The organism is Polaromonas sp. LjRoot131 (genome assembly GCF_964252805.1).
Taxonomy (GTDB): domain Bacteria; phylum Pseudomonadota; class Gammaproteobacteria; order Burkholderiales; family Burkholderiaceae_C; genus Polaromonas.
This window is the reverse complement of record NZ_CAXUPF020000001.1, coordinates 998,521-1,017,127: the sequence shown is the minus strand read 5'-3', so window position 1 is coordinate 1,017,127 and position 18,607 is coordinate 998,521. Positions and strand designations below refer to the sequence as shown.

Here is an 18,607-nt window from a genome sequence, read left to right as displayed (position 1 = left end):
GAGTTTGAGCTAAACGCCAAGTTCAAGGCCTCAGCGGCGACGGAAGCGCTCAATGGCGGTTATGAAAATCGGCCCTGGCAGCTGGAGAGTGTGACGGGGGCTGGGGGGGGGGCGGTGAGCAGATCGGGTTTACTTCTGCGCAGATGATTCGAGGATCGTGGTTTGTACATCAGGCCCATTGATCATCGAATCCTCGCAACTCCATCCACAAGGTCGCGGAAAAACTGACATTGCACATGCAGTGAAAAAATTATTGCACTCACACTTTTATTCCATTCAGAATATAAGTAACCACCGGGGACAAATGAGTTCAATCCAAACGGTTTATCTGGCATGTCCTCGAAGAAATACTGAATCATCACGTCGCCGCGATTTTCGAGCGCCTTGCGATCTAGTATTTTCATACCAGTCTTAAAGGGCTGCGCAATGAAATTTTCTAGCGCGATAGTCTGATCACGAGACTTAACTTTTCCTACGGGTCTGTAGCCGTGGCATTCCGCGAGCTGTAGAAGCGTATCCGTTGTGATCTTTGACAAATCAAATTTAGTCGAAGAAGAACTAGACAACTCAAGCTGATATCGATCAACTTCGGCTTGCTTCTCCAATCTGAGTTTCTGCAATAGATCCATCCATGCCTGGTCATTCAATCGAACAAATTCGTTGAAGTTCGGATCCAGTGAAATCTCCTTTGAGTCATCGCCTAAATAGCTAGCCAATTTATCTAGGTAAGCAGATCGATATCCAGGCCGCAAACTCTCTCGCTGCGATGGTTTCCAGGGATGTTTTGAGCCACAGTACTCCAGTAAAACCTGATCAAGATAATGCTCGTAGTTCTGCTCTTGTGCAGGCCTCAACCGCATCGACTCGATTGCATTCAGATAAAGCTGAGGCAACTCAAATCCTCGCATATAAAACTGCCGCCTAACTACGGGCAAGCAGTTTAGTAAATCATCTACTAGTTGTTTCAACCTATTCTCCGGCTGGAAAATTCGCTCCATCAATAATCGTTACCCCTACCACCCCGTCGTCCCGATCCGCCAGGCAGAGGAAGTAACGTAGGAATTTGGATTACCGTTTGGGGCTTGGGATCTTCCCACCTTGTGTAACCAATAAGGCCATCACCATAATTGGTGAATGTGTAGTTCACACTCGCCTTGGTTAATGTGAGTGAAGCATCGACACTTAAGCCTATCAGATTGCCGCCACGCTGCAGCCCCGTCTCTGGAGCTGTGTATCGATCCAATGCTACTTCACCCATTGCTAGACCAAAGAAGGAGTTGCGTTTTATTTCCCAAACCGCTTTTAACCTTGGATCTCCAATATCGAATCGCCCTGCCACACAATTCTCAGGGGTTAAACAACTTCTTTCTACAACATACCCTCTCTGAGCCATGTAATCCTGAAGCAACTTGTGCGCTTCTTGACCATATATCTTCAGCTCTGCCCAATGCGCAAAGTGATTAAATAAATAGCCGAATGCTGCAGTTTCAGCTCCATTCTTAAATTTGCCTCCGGCAATTACCGAGCCAACCCCTCCGGCAACCGATGCGGCTACTCCTTGTGCCAACTCGGGATCAATCCCTTTTGGATCCCATCCTTGAAGTTGATTTGACACGTACTTACCAAACAAAGCGCTGGCAGCACCAGAGCCGCAATTGCCCCCGCCAGCAGCAGAGCCAACACATCCCGCAACTGCATGGGCAGCATAACGAGCAAATGAGCTTGCTCTCTCAATTTCAGTTGCCCCCGCCCCTACGGTTCCTGCCCAGCTGAACAGTGCACCTGTCAATGCTCCTTGGACCGCGCCATTCACGGTCCCTGTAGTAATGGCTCCCACCAAGAAACCCGTCGCCGCGGCGTTAACAAGATTTGCGGTTGCGACTGTCGCCCCCGTGAAACCATATGTCGCAAAAATTTGAGGTGCGTAAACTGCCACCACAACAGCCACAAAAACCTTAAATATGCTCTTGAAACTCCAGTATCCGCTCGGGTCAATATTCGCCAGCGGATTGTTCATCACATAGGCATAGCGGTTGTAACTCTGCGCAAACGCCGGGTCCTGGATAAACGGATCGGCACTCATGAACCTACCGATCAGCGGGTCATAGATGCGCCCATTCATGTGGATCACCCCCATCTCATCGAGGTGTTCATGCATGGTGTAGCCACGGTCGGTGTTAAACCCGACGATGGAGTCCAGCACGTCCGGCGTGCCATTCACAAAGCGCCGTTTGCCCCAGGCATCAAAGGCCATACGCTCAACGACCGCTCCGGTCTCGTCACTGATCGCCACCACGCTGCCCAGGTGGTCGCCGTGGAAGTAGCTCGTTGCCGTGGCTGGGGTTGAACCCAGCGTTCCCGTTCTTTGGACAAACAGCGCAAACACCACCCCACCGGCGCTCACATAGTGTTTGTTCTCGGTGATCCCCGTGCTCTTGATCTCTTTCTCGTAGGAGAGGCCCAATGAATCTTCGCCATTGAGGTACCAGGTCGTGCCGGGATTCGGTCCACCCACCACGGTCTGCTTGATGCGCTGGTGCTCGGGGCCGTAGACGAAGGCGAGATTCCGGTCTACCGGGCCGGCCGTGCTACCCGACATATTGCCGAAGGTAATCGTCGCCGGCATGTTAAAGCTGGTATAGGTCTCGCCGCGGTAGGTATGGCGGCTGTTGACCGCGTCCAGGCTGACCGTGTATTCCAGATTGCCGTTGCCCAAGGCCGTGCCGTTAACGGTTTGCGCACCCGGCTTGTAGTCGTCAAACGCATAGGTCAGCTGGCGCGTGCCGGTGAACGCGATCTGCGCGCCGGGAGCGGTCTCCAACGTGATGTTGGTCATGCGGTTGGGCCGAGCGCCGTCATACCAGTAGCGGCCGACGTCGCTCTTGTAGGTGATGTTGCCCCGCGCGTCGTACATCACCTCGGTGGTCGTCGGTGGGCTCACGGCCCCGCCCAGCAAGGTGTTCAAGGTCAGGCGGTTCAGGCTGTCGTAGCTAAAGCTCTCCTGGGTGCCGACGCCGGGTGAGTTGTCGGCCCGGGTGGTCAGGTTGCCCAGCGAGTCATAGGTATAACTCTGGTTGAGCACATTGCCGGTTGCCTGCCCGTCTTTGGTGGCGGTCTGGCCCGTAAGTCGTCCGTTGGCCTCGTTGTAAGCCTTGACGGTGGTGACCTGGTTGCCCTGTTTGTACTGGGTGATATGGCCCTGGGCGTCCATGGCCAGCACTTCGTAGCTGACCGTCTGGGTGAATCCATTGGTGCCGCCGCCGTTGACCTGCTTGAGGTAACCGCTCGCGCTGTAAACATAACTGGCTTGGTAGCCGGTGGGCCAGGTCTTGCTGGTCATGCGGCCAGTGACGGCGTCGTAGGCGACGCTCACCACTGCCGGTGTGCTAGGGTTGTCGAGCACGGTGGAGGTGCTGCTCGGGCGGCCCAAGCCGTCATAGGTATGCACACGCTTGTAGCCGTTGTCGGCTTTGGCTTCGCAGAGTCTGGTCACACCCTTACCGCAGGCGCTGCCATCAAACTTGGTGTCGTAGCTCCACTGGCTCACGAGGTCGGGCTCTGTGCGCTGGGTCATGCGACCCAGGCTGTCATATACCATGGTGGCGCTTTGGCCCAGGCTGTCGCGCTGCCAGACGAGCTCACCAAAGACGTTGTAGCGGTACTCCCAGGCGCCCATAGCCGGGTCGGCCATGCTGGTTTTCTGGCCACGCTGGTTGTAGGCCATCGTAGTGACGGAGCCGGCCGCGTTGGTCTGGGTGAGTTGACCGAGGGCGTCGTAGGTGTAAGTGAGGATATTTCCCTGGGTGTCGGCCACTTGCGCAACCTGGCCCTGCGCGTTCTTGGTGGTGGTCTTGGTCTGGCCCTTGCTATTGGTCGTGACCGTGGTCAGGCCGCTATAGCTAAAGGTAGTGATGGCAATGCCGCCTGTGGCATCAGGGTCGGGCGACTCCTCGCGGGTAACGCGGCCCAATACGTCGTAGGTGTAACTGGCCCAGTAGGCGGTGCCGCCTGTGAGTTTGTAGAGGTTGGACTTGCGGGAAACACGGCTGAGCGCGTCATATTCGGTGTCTTGCACCAGCGTAGGGGCAGCACCTGCGCCGTCAAAGCCTGTGGTCTGGCTGCGTACGATGCGGTTCAGGGTGTCGTAGTAACTGCGTTTCTCGGGGGCGCTGGCGACCGCATTGGCCGCATAGCTTTGTTCGATGGCGACCCAGACGATGGTGGCTCCGCCTATCGGGCCGGGGCAGCTGATGCCGGCGTCGGTGCAGAGTTTGTAAGACCAGGTGGTGTAAGTGCCATCGGAACGGGTTTCTTTGCTCTTTCGGCCAAAGCCTTCGTATTCCCACTGGGTGGCCAGGCTGTTGGGGCCGGTCAGGCTCGATGTGACGCCAAAGCGGGCGTCATAGGCCTTGGTCTCGCTTTGGCCCAGGACGTTGCTCGTACTGAGCGGAAAACGACCATCGGAGCCAAAGCTGCTGGTGGCTGTGCGCGGCGCCGTGGCGCTGGCAATCGCGTAACCGGTAGCGCCGGCACAAGCTGACGTCGTGATGCCGGTCTTGTTGCCGTAGGTGTCGTAGCTATAACTCGTCTGCAGGCAATCATTCGGGCTGTCGGGCTCGATCACCTCTTTCGTGAGCAGTCCGCTCGCGTCGTACTCGAAGCTGCTGGCGCGGACCTTGGTGTCGGCCCAGGCCGCCTGCCCCCAGCCGAGGACGGCCAGTAATGCGATGGCTGCAAAACTTTTGTGAATGTGGTGTTTCATGTTCCCTGCCCTCTTGATTGCTTGTGCTTCTTGCTGCTTACTTATGTTTATGGAGCGCTGCTTACGGTGCGGTGCTGGTGACGCTGGCCTTCTTGAGCCGGCCCAGTATCCAGTTGCCGCTGCCGGTGTTGGCCGGCCAGTATTCATTGACGGTGGTCTTGCCCGCGCCTGCGCTGTTGCTCACGCTGATCTGCGTGGGGTCGCCGTACTGCGGGCTCTGGCCGTACTGGTAGCTATTAGTGACCGTGGGGTATGCGCTGCCGCCCAGGTCCCAGCTTTCTTCAATGCTCTGGCTGGGATAGACAAAGGTAGCGCCTGTGGCCGAACCTGCGCTTTGCGCGTAGCTGTTGGTCGTGCGCTTGAGCACGCCGGCGTTGCCCGAGCCGGCCAGGCGTGTCTCGCTCTTGGCGACGCTTCCCGTCAAAGGCCAGTTCTGGTTGAACTCGGTGTAGCTTTCGATGTTGTTCGAAAGACTCCTGGACTTCATCCAGCGAAAGCCCAGCATGCCGCGGCCCGTACCGACTTCGGCCTTCAGGCCGCCGTAGTTGTACTGGGTGGTGACTGTGCTGCCGATACCGTTGCTGCTGGCGATTGAACTCACCACGTATTGCGGGTACTGCAGATCCCTCTTTGGGTACACAGATCCCGTCCCTTTGGCATGTACGGATGCGCTGGTCAACGGCTTGTGTTCGATGGTGGTGTTGACATTCGTTCCATCAGAGACGCTGATCAGCAAATCCGGCTGGCCACTGGCACCTGCGGCAAAGTGACTACGCCCGGCCCCGATGAGATATAAATCGAGAATTCCGTCCCCGTTGTAGTCACCCGGGTAAAGGCTATACCAGCTCCTCCAGTCTCCATGCACCGTGTCGATGCAATTGTTGCCCACCGTAATTCCAGGGCCTGCGCAGAACACGCCGACATCGTATCCAATCATATAAATATCAGTGATGCCATCGCCGTTGTAGTCTCCTGGATAGACATCGAAACGGCTTTTCCAGTCGCCGTTGATTGTTATGCCGCAGTTATTGGCCGATGCAATTCCGGGGCCCGCGCAGAACACGCTGACATCGGATCCCATCATATAAAGATCCGTCACGCCATCCCCGTTGTAGTCACCGGGGTAGACCTTGAACTGGCTTCGCCAATCTCCGCTCACCGTTGTCACGCAGTTGTTGGCAGACGCAATTCCAGGGCCTGCGCAGAAGTAGCTGCCTTCGTACCCTACGAGGTAGATATCGAGCACGCCGTCCCCGTTGTAGTCACCGGGGTAGACGCTGTACCGGCTTTTCCAGTCGCCGTTCACGGTGACGGCGCAGTTGTTGGCAGACGCGATTCCGGGGCCCGCGCAAAACACGCTGACATCGGGGCCAATCAAATAAAGATCAGTGACACCATCCCCGTTGTAGTCACCGGGGTAGATGTTGTACCGGCTTCTCCAGTCGCCGTTAACGGTTATCCCGCAGTTGTTGGCTGACGCGATCCCGGGGCCCGCGCAAAACACGCTCACATCGGTTCCAACCAGATAAAGATCAGTGATGCCGTCTCCGTTGTAGTCACCGGGGTAGGCATCGAACTGGCTTTTCCAGTCGCCGTTCACCGTGATGACACAGTTGTTGGCAGACGCAATCCCAGGGCCGGGGCAAAACGTGCTGACGTAATTCCCGATCAGATAAAGATCCGTGAAGCCATCCCCGTTGTAGTCACCAGGGTAGACATTGAACTGGCTTTTCCAGTCCCCGAGTACCGTCAGAACAGCGTTGTTGGCCTGGGCAATTCCCTGCGCCACACCGCGCCAGGCGAAGTTCTTGGCTGCAAAGCAATTGTCATTTCCATCGCAAACGTCAAATGACGTCACCCTGGAGCGTGAAGTATTGGGACTGAGCTCATAGCGGGCACGGTACACCGCGGTCAAACTGGTCCCGACAAACGCGCGAACATTCAACAAGCGCCTTTGGGACGCAACGTAGCGCCCAGCGAGGTAGCCCGTGGCAACATCAGGGCGCGCTTCAGTGGTGAACTGAATGGAGTTGACCGGGCTCTTCGAAGCGGCGGTATTGCCGGAATAATCGATCCTGGCGGGGTAGTACTCGCCGTTGCCATTGTCTTCGGTGTAGCTAAACGTCATGTAGTTGGTCTTGACGTCGGATATCTTGTTGATGGCCCACACCCTGACACTGCTCTTGCCTTCGGCCTCAATACGCGAGTCGGCCGTGTTGCCATACTCCATCGTCAAACCCGCTTTGGTCTGCACGGTAAAAGAGGCGACGCCGTTGCCAGCGGTTCCCGACGCGGTGATGCGGCTGAAGCTGTCCAGCTCGGTGCGGTATTCGCTACCGGCCGCGCCATACGCGCCGCTGACCAGGATCAGCCGCTGGCCGTCCATGCAGTAGCGGTCGTTCATGTCGTACTTGACGCTTCCCCTGACGCCGTCCTGGGCCATGGTGCGTGGGCAGCGGCTGATGGCACTCAGCCCGCCCAAGCTCCAGCCCATGCCCAGCAAACCGTTGCCGCCCTGGCTGTTGTAGCTGAGTTCGAGTTTGGGCTCCATGCCGGCGACGCCGGGCGGAACCTGGATGGGGATTCGATAAGTGGCGGCACCCGATTCGTTGACCGAGAACTGTCCGGGCGCAGTGCCCGCAACCCTCGTCTGGGCTTGCACCTGGGCCACGGTGAGCCCCGCACCGAGCAGCCACAAGGCCGCGCAGCGTACCAGCTTGCGATATTTGTTCTGCATCCCCACCCTCGTCTAACTTTTTGCTCTTGGCTTTTTCAGCTTTTGCTTGCCGCCGACTTTATCTGATCAATGCTACGGCGTCACGCTCGTCACTGTGGCTTTCTTGAGCCGCCCCAGTATCCAGCTTCCGGTGTTCACGGGCCAGTATTCGTTGACAGTGGTCTTGCCGGCGCCTGCGCTGTTGCTCACGCTGATCTGCGTGGGATCGCCGTACTGCGGACTCTGGCCGTATTGATAAACGTTGGTCACCGTGGGATATGGCACGCCGCCCAAGTCCCAGCTTTCTTCGACGCTCTGACTGGGGTAGACAAAGGTCGTGCCCGTGGCTGAACCTGTGCCCTGCGCGTAGCTGTTGGTCGTGCGTTTCAGGACGCCTGCGTTGCCCGCGCCGGCCAGCCTCGTTTCGCTCTTGAGCACACTTCCCGTCAAAGGCCAGTTCTGGTTGAACTCGGTGTAGCTCTCGATGTTGTTGGCCAGGTTCTTCGACTTCATCCACCTGAAGCCCAGCAAGCCCCTGCCCGTGCCGAGCTGGGTTTTCAGGCCGCCGTAGCTGTATTGCGTCGTGACTGTCCCGCCTATGCCGTTGCTTTGCTCCACCTCGGTCACAAGGTATCCGAATGCCTTGATGTTGAAAGTGGAGGCGCCCGGATTTCCGGCATCAGGCGTGTTGACGCCTGTTTTGCTCGCCGGCCTGTACTTCACGGTGGTGGTGGAAAAACCGTCCGAGATGGACGTCAAGGCAAAGCTGCTTTCGGGTCTTTTCCACACCGAGCGATAAGCCGTGCCGTTCGCAAAAAGATACCGTGGATAGTCGGCGGTGCCATCGCCGTCAATGTCGATGATCTGCATGCCCTCGCCGTCCAGTCCGCGCGACCACAAGGGATAAGGCGGCGCGAACTGAGGCGCCTCAATCCAGCCGCTGCCGGTGTTGAGCCAGGCGGTTCTATACGACACGCCGTTGGCGACTAGATACCGGACAATGTCCACCAGCCCATCGCCGTTGACGTCGAAAAACTGCATGCCTTCGTTGTCAAGGCCTCGTGAGTAAATCGGGTAGGGAGGCGCGAACTGCGGCGCCTCCAGCCAGCCAGCTCCGGTATTGAGCCAGGCGGTCTTGTGGCTGACCCCGCCGACGAACAGGTGGCGCACCATGTCCACCAGGCCATCGCCGTTGATATCCACAAACTGGATGCCTTCGTTGTCGCCCCCCCTGCTCCAGAGCGGATAGGGAGGAGCGTATTGCGGCGCTTCCTGCCAGCCGTTGCCGGTGTTCAACCAGGCCGTTCTATAAATGTCCCCGCCGACCTGAAGGTAGCGCACGATGTCCACCAGGCCGTCACCGTTGACGTCGACGAACTGCATCCCCTCGTTGTCGAGCCCGCGTGAATAGATGGGATAAGGAGGCACGTACTGGGGGGCCGACTGCCAGCCGTTTCCTGTATTGAGCCACGCGCCTGTGTAACTGTTTCCGTAGGCAAAGATATGACGGACGATGTCGACCAGGCCATCTCCGTTGACGTCGACAAACTGAATGCCTTCGTTGTCATACCCGCGCGAGAAAATCGGATAAGGCGGCGCGTACTGCGGAGCCTCCTGCCAGCCGTCTCCGGTATTAAGCCAGGCATTTTTGTGAATCGTGCCGTCGACCCACAGGTTACGCACGATATCGACCATTCCATCGCCGTTCACGTCAACGAACTGCATCCCCTCGTTGTCTAGGCCGCGTGACCAGACGGGATATGGGAGATTCAGCGCGGGCGCTTCTTCCCACGTCGTTGGTGGCAGTGCATAGGTAAATTGCAGAGGTGCAAAACACGTGGATGCACCGTCGCACTTTTTGATGGTTGCGACCTTGGGCCGAACCGTTCCAGCCGGGGTCGTGTAGGAAATTTCATACGCGGCGCTGAGGCTATTGCCCTGGTAGGCCCCCACGGCCTTCAGCCGCACCTGGTTTTTGACGAGGCTTCCGGCGGCATACATGGGCACCACGTCCGGGCGAGACTCATAAACAAACCGGACGGAGTTGCTTGCGGCCTGGCCGGCGGCGGCATTGCCCGAATAATCAATTCGGCTCGGATAGAAGTCGCCGTTGGCGCTGTCTTCAACATAGCTGAACGTCATGAAGTTGGTCTTGACGTCGCTGATCTTGTTGACGGCCCAGACCCTGACGGTGGGCTTGCCCTGCGCCTCTATCCTGGAATCGGCCGTGTTGCCGTACTCCATCGTCAGCCCGGCCTTGCTCTGCACCGTGAAAGAGGCCACGCCATTGCCCGCTGTTCCCGAGGCAATGATGCGGCTGAAGCCATCCAGTTCGGTTCTGTATTCGCTGCCGGCTGTGCCGTAGGTGCCCGAGACCAGGATCAGCCGCTGCCCGTCCAGGCAATAGCGGTCGTTGATGCTGAAGTTGACGCTGCCCCTGACATTGTCCTGGGCCATGGTTTTGGGGCAGCGGCCGATGGCGCTCAAGCCGCTGAGGCTCCAGCCCGTGCCGAGCAGGCCGTTGCCGCCCTGGCTGTTGTAGCCCAGTTCGAGTTTGGGCTCCATACCGGCCACGCCGGGCGGCACCTGGATCGGGATGCGGTATGTGGCGGCGCCGCTTTCGTTGACGGAGAACTGCCCCGCCATCGTGCCGGCCACCGTGGTGGTCTGCGCCATGGCGGGGATAGCCGCCGCCACGCCAAGCCAGTACAACATCGCCTCCCGCAATGCTTTGCGAAATTCTTTTTGCATCCCTGCCCTCTTGTTTTTACTTTGGCTTTTTAGCTTTTTTGCTCTTTGCCTGGCTCCACTCTATCCGATCAAGGCTACGGCGTCACGCTGCTGACGGTGGCTTTTTTGAGCCGTCCCAGGATCCAGTTTCCGCTGCCTGTATTGGCGGGCCAGTATTCGTTGACGGTGGTCTTGCCCGCGCCCGCGCTGTTGCTCACGCTGATCTGCGTAGGGTCGCCATACTGCGGGCTCTGGCCATACTGGTAGGCGTTGGTGACGGTGGGGTAAGCGCTGCCGCCCAGGTCCCAGCTTTCTTCAATACTCTGGCCAGGGTAAACGAAAGTGGTACCAACGACCGAGCCGGCAGCCTGGACATAAGTATTGGTGGTGCGTTTAAGAACACCCGTGTTCCCGGAGCCGGCGAGTCTCGTTTCGCTCTTGGCCACGGTTCCCGTCAGCGGCCAGTTCTGGTTGAACTCGGTGTAGCTCTCGATGTTGTTCGAAAGGTTCTTTGACTTCATCCAGCGGAAGCCCAGCATGCCCCGGCCTGTGTTCTGCTCTGCCTTTAAACCGCCGTAGTTGTACTGCGTGGTGACCATACCGCCAACGCCATTGCTGCTGGCTACCGAACTCACCACGTACTGCGGGTATTGCAGATCCAGCTTCGGATACGCCGAGGCATTGGGAGCAATGTCTTTGGTATAGACCGCGCTATTGGTCAGTGGCTGGGTCGTCAACTGCACGACACTGCCTTGTCTGCTTATTTCGCTTGCCAAATCGGGGATGGGATTGTTTTCTGTGAAAAAACTGACGGTGGCAGACTGGAATCGCGCCCAATCCGTTTTGCCATCCCCGTTCCAGTCACCCGTGATAAGGGGATAGACACCGCCATTGGAAAAACCCACCCCGGGCCCCCATCCAGGGACATCGGGAATTCTTTCAAACCCGCTGCCTGTCGAAACGAAAAAACTGACGGATTCGGATTGAACCCGTGCCCAGTCTGTCTTGCCATCACCATTCCAGTCCCCCGTGATGATGGGATAGACACCTCCATTGGAAAAACCTACCCCGGGCCCCCATCCAGGGACATCGGAAATTCTTTCAAACCCGCTGCCTGTCGAAATGAAAAAGCTGATGGATTCGGATTGAACACGTGCCCAATCCGTCTTGCCATCACCATTCCAGTCACCCGTGAAGATGGGGTAGACGCTTCCATTGCTAAAACCTACCCCGGGGCCCCAACCAGGGACATCAGGCATTCGTTCAAACCCGCTGCCTGTCGAAATGAAAAAACTGATGGATTCGGATTGGACACGTGCCCAATCCGTCTTGCCATCACCATTCCAGTCGCCCGTGATGATGGGATAGATGTTGCCGTCCGTGAAGCCGGACCCGGGCCCCCATCCCGCAACATCGGCAATTCTTTCAAAGCCGGTACCCGTAGAGGCATAAAAACTGACGGCGCCGGACTGAACGCGCGCCCAGTCGGTTTTACCGTCACCATTCCAGTCGCCCGTGATGATGGGATAGATGTTGCCGTCCGTGAGGCCGGACCCAGGCCCCCATCCCGCGACATCGGCAATTCTTTCAAAGCCGGTACCCGTAGAAACATAAAAACTAACGGCGCCGGACTGAACGCGCGCCCAGTCGGTTTTGCCGTCACCATTCCAGTCGCCCGTGATGATGGGATAGATGTTGCCGTCCGTGAGGCCTGACCCAGGGCCCCATCCCGCAACATCGGCGATTCTTTCAAAGCCGGTACCCGTAGAAACCAGGAAGCTGATGGCACTGCCCTGAACACGCGCCCAATCGGTTTTGCCGTCACCATTCCAGTCGCCAATGATGACGGGATAAATATTGCTGTCCGTGAAACTGGATCCCGCCCCCCAGCCAGCAACATCGATAGACCTGCTGAAAACAACATGAGCTGCCGGGGTGTGCGCAATGGAAATGGGGAACAGGCACATGCCACCCGTAGCGCACTCCTGCAAAGAGACCAGCCGTGATCGCTTCGTGGCAACGCTCAAGTCAAAACCAGCCCGGTAGTTCCTGATTGCACTGGCACCCTCATAGACCTGTAATTCCTTAAGGCGTGAGGAGCTCCGAATGATGGCTCCTGCCTGGTATGCCGTTGCCACATCGGGCCTGGTCTCGTAAATAAATCGCACCGAATTCGCGGGAGCCTTGCCAGCATTTGTATTACCCGCGTAATCAATGCGACTGGGATAGAAATCTCCATTGGCGTTGTCTTCGATATAGCTGAACGTCATGAAGTTGGTCTTGACGTCGCTGATCTTGTTGATGGCCCAGACCCGTACCGAGGTTTTGCCTTGCGCCTCCACGCGTGAGTCGGCAGTGTTGCCGTACTCCATGGTCAAACCGGCCTTGGTCTGCACCGTGAAAGAGGCAACGCCATTACCGGCGGTACCTGGCGCGACAATTTTGCTGAAACTGTCGAGCTCGGTGCGGTATTCGCTGCCGGCGACGCCATAGGTGCCGCTGACTAGGATCAAACGCTGCCCGTCCATGCAATAGCGGTCATTCATGTCGAAGTTGACGGCGCCCCTAACGCCGTCCTGCGCCATCGTGCGGGGGCAGCGGCTGATGGCGCTGAGCCCGCCCAAACTCCAGCCCATGCCCAGCAGGCCGTTGGCGGCCTGGCTGTTGTAGGCCAGCTCCAGCTTGGGCTCCATGCCGGCGACACCGGGTGGAACCTGGACGGGAATGCGATAAGTCGCCGCACCTGACTCATTGACCGAGAACTGCCCGGGCGTATGGCCCGCGACCGTAGTGGTCTGAGCTATCGCTGGAATAGCGATGACTGCACCCAGCCAGCACAGTGCCATTCCCCTTATAGCCTTGCAATATTGTTCTTGCATCCCTGCCCTCTTTTTTGGTTCTGCTTTTTGCTGTTTATGCTCTGATTGTTACGGTGTGACGCTGGTGACGGTGGCTTTCTTGAGCCTACCGAGCACCCAGCTGCCGCTGCCGGTGTTGGCCGGCCAGTATTCGTTGCCGGTGGTCTTGCCTGCCCCTGCGCTGTTGATCACGCTGATCTGCGTCGGGTCCCCGTATTGCGGGCTCTGGCCATACTGATACGTATTGGTGACTGTCGGGTAGGCGCTTCCGCCCAGATCCCAGCTTTCTTCAATGCTCTGGCTGGGATAGACAAAGGTCGTCCCAGCAGCTGAACCCACGCCCTGGGCATAGGTATTGGTGGTGCGTTTAAGAACACCCGTGTTCCCGGAACCGGCGAGTCTCGTTTCGCTCTTGGCCACGGTTCCCGTCAGCGGCCAGTTCTGGTTGAACTCGGTGTAGCTCTCGATGTTGTTCGAAAGGTTCTTTGACTTCATCCAGCGGAAGCCCAGCATCCCTCTTCCCGTGCCCTGCTCCGCTTTGAGCCCACCGTAGTTGTACTGCGTCGTCGTAGTACCGCCTACGCCGTTGCTGCTCGTCACTGAGGCCACCACATGCTGCGAAGGCTGCAGGTCGATCCGGGGATACGTGAAACCGCCATCTTTCACGTAGACGCTGCTGTCGGTCAATGGTTTGGAGATCAACGAAGTGACCGCACCCTGGGTGTTGTCTACTTGCGCCAGCAAATCCGGCATCGGGCCGTCGCTCAGCCATACATAACCGGTGCCGCCGCTGCTCACCTGGAAGACATCGGTTTTCCCGTCGCCGTTGAAGTCTCCGAGCTTGTCGGCTTCGGCGTGGCCTGAGGTGCTCCAGTGGGTCCAGGGCTCGAAGGTTTTGCCGTTCGACAGCCACACATAAGAACTGCCATTGGAGTGCGTGCGGATCACGTCGGTTTTGCCGTCTCCGTTGAAGTCCCCCAGCTTGTCGTACATGGAATGGCCCGTGCCCCATACGCCGGGTGACAGGAACACGGCGCCGGTGGAGAGCCACACGTAGCCCGAACCGCCGGAGCTGGCCTGGAAGACATCGGTTTTTCCGTCGCCGTTGAAATCCCCCAACTGGTCGCTGCTGGTATGCCCTGAACTCCAGGCGGCGAAAGGCAGGAAATTGGCGCCGGTCGAGAGCCACACGTAGCCGGTGCCGCCGGAGCTGACCTGGAAGACATCGGTTTTCCCGTCGCCGTTGAAATCCCCGAGCTTGTCGCCCTCCGAGTGTCCGGTACTCCACACGGCTGCGGAGGTAAAACCTGTACCGGTCGACAGCCAGACATAGGCATTGCCGTTGGCATGGGTCTGGATCACGTCGGTCCTGCCGTCGCCGTTGAAGTCTCCCGGCTTGTCGTTTTCGGAGTGGCCCGTGCTCCAAACCGCGGCCGGTGCGAAGCCCGTTCCCGTTGACAGCCATACATAGGCATTGCCATTGGAGTGGGTCTGAATCACGTCGGTCTTGCCGTCGCCGTTGAAGTCTCCCAGCTTGTCATTCTCGGAGTGGCCCGTACTCCATACCGCGGCGGGTGCGAAGCCCGTTCCCGTTGAAAGCCAGACATAGGCATTGCCGTTGGCATGGGTCTGGATGATGTCGGTCTTGCCGTCGCCGTTAAAGTCCCCCAGCTTGTCATTGGCCGAATGCCCTGTGCTCCACGCGCTGTAGGGCGTGAACCGGTTGGGAGCGTCCGTGAAAGCCATGGCGACCGGCGGCAGGCAGGTGTTGGCCACGCAGGCCTGCAGCTGGGTGACTTTCGAGCGCCCGGTCGCCACCCCCAGTGTGTAGCTCAGCCGGTATTCCTTGAGCGCCGCGGCATCCGAGAAGGTCTGGATGGTCTTGAGCCGGACCGCGTTATTGGCGAAGGACCCGGCGTGGTACAGCGGTGGAGCGTCGGGCCTGGTTTCCACCACAAAACGCACGGAACTGGTGGGCAGCCTTCCGGCGGCAACGTTGCCCGCGTAGTCGATGCGCGAGGGGTAGTGGTCGCCGGTGGCGCCGACTTCGGCGTAGCTGAACGTCATGTAGTTGGTCTTGACGTCGCTGATCCTGTTGATGGCCCAGGCGCGCACGCTAGGCTTGCCCGACGCTTCCACCCTGGAGTCCGCCGTGTTGCCGTATTCCAGGGTCAAGCCGGCCTTGGTCTGCACGGTGAAAGAGGCGACGCCGTTGCCGGCCGTTCCCGACGCGACGATCTTGCTGAAGCTGTCGAGCTCAGTTCTGTATTCGCTGCCGGCAACGCCGTAGCTGCCGCTCACCAGTACCAGCCGCTGGCCGTCCATGCAGTAGCGGTCGTTCATGTCGAAATTGACGCTCCCCCTGACGCCGTCCTGCGCCAGGGTGCGGGGACAACGGCTGATAGCGGAAAGTCCGCCCAAACTCCAGCCCATGCCCAGCAGGCCGTTGCCGCCCTGGCTGTTGTAGGCCAGTTCAAGTTTGGGTTCCATGCCGGCCACGCCGGGAGGGACCTGGATAGGGATTCGGTAGGTGGCGGCGCCTGACTCGTTGACCGAGAACTGGCCCGGCATCGTGCCAGCCACCGTGGTGGTCTGGGCCATCGCAGGCATGGATGCTGCCGCGCCTAGCCAGCACAACGCCGCGCCCAGCAATACGTTGTGAAATTTTCTTTGCATCCCCACCCTCTTTTTATTGATTTCGTTGTTTGGCTATCGCTGTTCTTGCCTAGGGTGCGACGCTGGTCACAGTGGCTTTCTTGAGCCGCCCCAGTATCCAGCTACCGCTGCCGGTGTTGGCCGGCCAGTATTCATTGACAGTGGTCTTGCCCGCGCCCGCGCTGTTGCTCACGCTGATCTGCGTTGGGTCGCCGTACTGCGGGCTTTGGCCATACTGATAAGCGTTGGTGACGGTGGGGTATGCGTTGCCTCCCAGATCCCAGCTTTCTTCGACGCTCTGGCTGGGGTAGACAAAAGTCGTGCCCGCGGCCGAGCCTGTGCCCTGGGCATAGGTGTTGGTCGTGCGTTTGAGCACACCGGCGTTGCCGGAGCCGGCCAGGCGCGTTTCGCTCTTGGCGACACTTCCCGTCAGGGGCCAGTTCTGGTTGAACTCGGTGTAGCTCTCGATGTTGTTCGCCAGGTTTTTTGACTTCATCCAGCGGAAGCCCAGCATGCCTCGGCCTGTGCCCTGCTCCGCTTTGAGGCCGCCGTAGTTGTATTGGGTGGTGACGGTGCCGCCTATGCCGTTGCCGCTATCGACGGAAGAGACGACATACATCGGGAACTGCAGATCCACCTTCGGATAGACCGCCGCATCGGTGCCCGTGTCCTTGGTGTAACCGGCACTCATGGATGCCGCCAGCAGGGTCTTGTGAGTGACGCTCTGCCCCACGTTTGATCCAATGCTCACGGATTTCATGGAGTCGGAAGGACCGTGCGCGAACTGAGAAATATAATGATTCCCGCCGCTGTGCGCCCAATACACCTGTCGGCCGTCACCGAACAAATCGGTCATCTGCCACCGGTCTAGCGTACCGAATGCAAACCAGTTCCAGTTCTGCACCGTTCCATCCGCATTCAAACGCGTGGCGTAATGGTAGTTGCCGCTGCGCGTCCAATAGACCTTGCGGCCGTCACCGAAAAGATCAACCAATTGCCACCCATCGCTGCCGGTGCCATGCCCGCCGCTCCAGGTCCAGCTCTGGCTTGTTCCATCCGGGTTCAGGCGCGTCCCCATATGGGTGCCACCGCTGCGCGTCCAGTACACCTGCCGGCCATCCCCAAACAGATCCGCAAGCTGCCATCCGTCGGGATGGACACCATGGCCGCCCGACCATTCCCAGTTCTGGGTGGTCACGGCCTGCGTCGCACGATCCATGGCAAGGGCCGTTGCGGCATGAAGGCCTCCCCGGTGCGTCCAGTACACCTGCCGCCCATCGCCAAACAGGTCCCCAAACTGCCATCCGTCAGGCTGGACGCCGTGGCCCGACCGCTCCCAGTTTTCCGAGGTTCCATCCTGGTTGAGGCGGGTAAACATATGGGTGACACCGCTATGCGTCCAGTACACCTGCCGGCCATCGCCGAAGACGTCGGCAAATTGCCAACGCTCGCCGACGCCAAAGCCGGTCCAGGTCCAGTGCTGCGCGGTCCCATCCGGATTGAGACGCGTCGCATAGTGCTGGCTGCCGCTGTGCGTCCAATAGACCTTGCGGCCGTCGCCAAACAAATCGACCAGCCGCCAGCCGTCACTGCCGACGCCGTGCCCGGACCAGGTCCAGCTTTGTGAGGTCCCGTCCGCGTTAAGCCGCGTTGCGTAATGCTGGCCTCCGCTGTGGGTCCAGAAGACCTGCCGGCCGTCGCCGAACAGATCCGCCATTTCCCAACCGTCGGCACCATTGCCATGCCCGCCCGGCCATGCCCAGTTCTGTACCGTGGCGTCGGGTTTAAATGCAGTGGCATAGTGCATTCCGCCCTGATGCGTCCAGAAAACCTTGCGGCCATCGCCAAACAAGTCGGCCATTGCCCACCCGTCAGACTGGGCGCCATGAGCAGACCAACTCCAGTTCCAGGGATCGGTGGTGATGTCGTTGTAGATAAAGCTGTGAGGCGCCAGGCATCCCCCCGCACCCGAGCACTCATTGACCGAGGCCAGCCGCGAACGGCTTGTTGAAGGGCTGGACTCAAAAGTTATCTGGTAGTCTTTCACCAAAGCGCTGTTGGCATAGGTCTTGATGCTTCTGAGCCGCTTGTCCAGCCGAACCGCGCTGCGCTGCACGTAACGCGGCTGAATATCGGTGCGCGCCTCATAGCTGAATACGACGGATGCGGTGCCGCCAGCATACGCAATGCTTGTGGGCTCAAAGGAGCCGGTGGCATTGTCTTCGTTATAGGCTACCGTGAGCGTGTTGCCTTTGACGTCCGTGATTTTGCTGAGCGCCCAGGTCAAGACAGCATTTTTCCCTTGGGCTTCGATTCTGGAGTCGACCGTCGTGCCGAACTCCAGGGTCAATCCGGCTTTGGTCTGCACCTTGAAACTCGCTGGCCCGATGTAAGCCGCGGAATTGGAGTTGTCCCCACCCAGGGCGGTAACAAACGCAAAGCTGTCGAGCTCGGTCCGGTACACGCTGTCGCCGGCGCCGTAGGTCCCCCCCGCCAAAACGAGTTTGCTTCCATCCAGGCAGAACCGGTCGGTCGCATCCATCTGAATCCCCGCGCGCACGCCTTCAGTGGCCATGATTTTGGGGCAACGAGTGATGGCGCTTAATCCATTCAGGTTCCAGCCTATGCCCAGCAGGCCGTTGCCGCCCTGGCTGTTGTAGGCCAGTTCAAGTTTGGGTTCCATGCCGGCCACGCCGGGAGGAACCTGGATGGGGATTCTGTAGGTGGCGGCGCCTGACTCGTTGACCGAGAATTGGCCAGGGGTGGTGCCTGCGACGATGGTGGTCTGAGCCATCGCTGGAGCGGATACCACCGCACCGAACCAGCACAGCGCCGCGCCCAGTAATGCATTGTGAAATTCTCTTTGCATCCCCTGCCCTCTTTTTG

Annotated in this window: 7 protein-coding genes; all 7 read right to left on the bottom strand. The window is 58.8% G+C overall.

Annotated features, from left to right (window positions below):
* Window positions 1-182: 182 nt before the first annotated feature.
* On the bottom strand, window positions 183-968 hold the full coding sequence (locus tag ACSQ27_RS04630; RefSeq protein ID WP_436154289.1) for a hypothetical protein: 786 nt from the start codon (window positions 966-968) through the stop codon (window positions 183-185).
* Between the two features lie 29 nt (window positions 969-997).
* On the bottom strand, window positions 998-4,762 hold the full coding sequence (locus ACSQ27_RS04625; protein WP_436154288.1) for an RHS repeat-associated core domain-containing protein: 3,765 nt from the start codon (window positions 4,760-4,762) through the stop codon (window positions 998-1,000).
* Window positions 4,763-4,823: 61 nt separating this feature from the next.
* Window positions 4,824-7,499 carry a SpvB/TcaC N-terminal domain-containing protein gene (locus ACSQ27_RS04620; RefSeq protein ID WP_436154287.1) on the bottom strand — a complete coding sequence of 892 codons (2,676 nt, stop codon included), beginning with the start codon at window positions 7,497-7,499 and terminating at the stop codon, window positions 4,824-4,826.
* Between the two features lie 72 nt (window positions 7,500-7,571).
* On the bottom strand, window positions 7,572-10,229 hold the full coding sequence (locus ACSQ27_RS04615; RefSeq protein WP_436154286.1) for an FG-GAP-like repeat-containing protein: 2,658 nt from the start codon (window positions 10,227-10,229) through the stop codon (window positions 7,572-7,574).
* A 74-nt stretch (window positions 10,230-10,303) separates the two neighbouring features.
* On the bottom strand, window positions 10,304-13,087 hold the full coding sequence (locus tag ACSQ27_RS04610; protein WP_436154285.1) for an FG-GAP-like repeat-containing protein: 2,784 nt from the start codon (window positions 13,085-13,087) through the stop codon (window positions 10,304-10,306).
* Window positions 13,088-13,135: 48 nt separating this feature from the next.
* Entirely contained in the window at window positions 13,136-15,742 is a 2,607-nt protein-coding gene (locus ACSQ27_RS04605; protein WP_436154284.1) for an FG-GAP-like repeat-containing protein, read from the bottom strand.
* 49 nt (window positions 15,743-15,791) lie between these two features.
* Complete coding sequence (locus tag ACSQ27_RS04600) at window positions 15,792-18,590, bottom strand: SpvB/TcaC N-terminal domain-containing protein (RefSeq protein WP_436154283.1); 2,799 nt, start codon at window positions 18,588-18,590, stop codon at window positions 15,792-15,794.
* Window positions 18,591-18,607 lie beyond the last annotated feature (17 nt).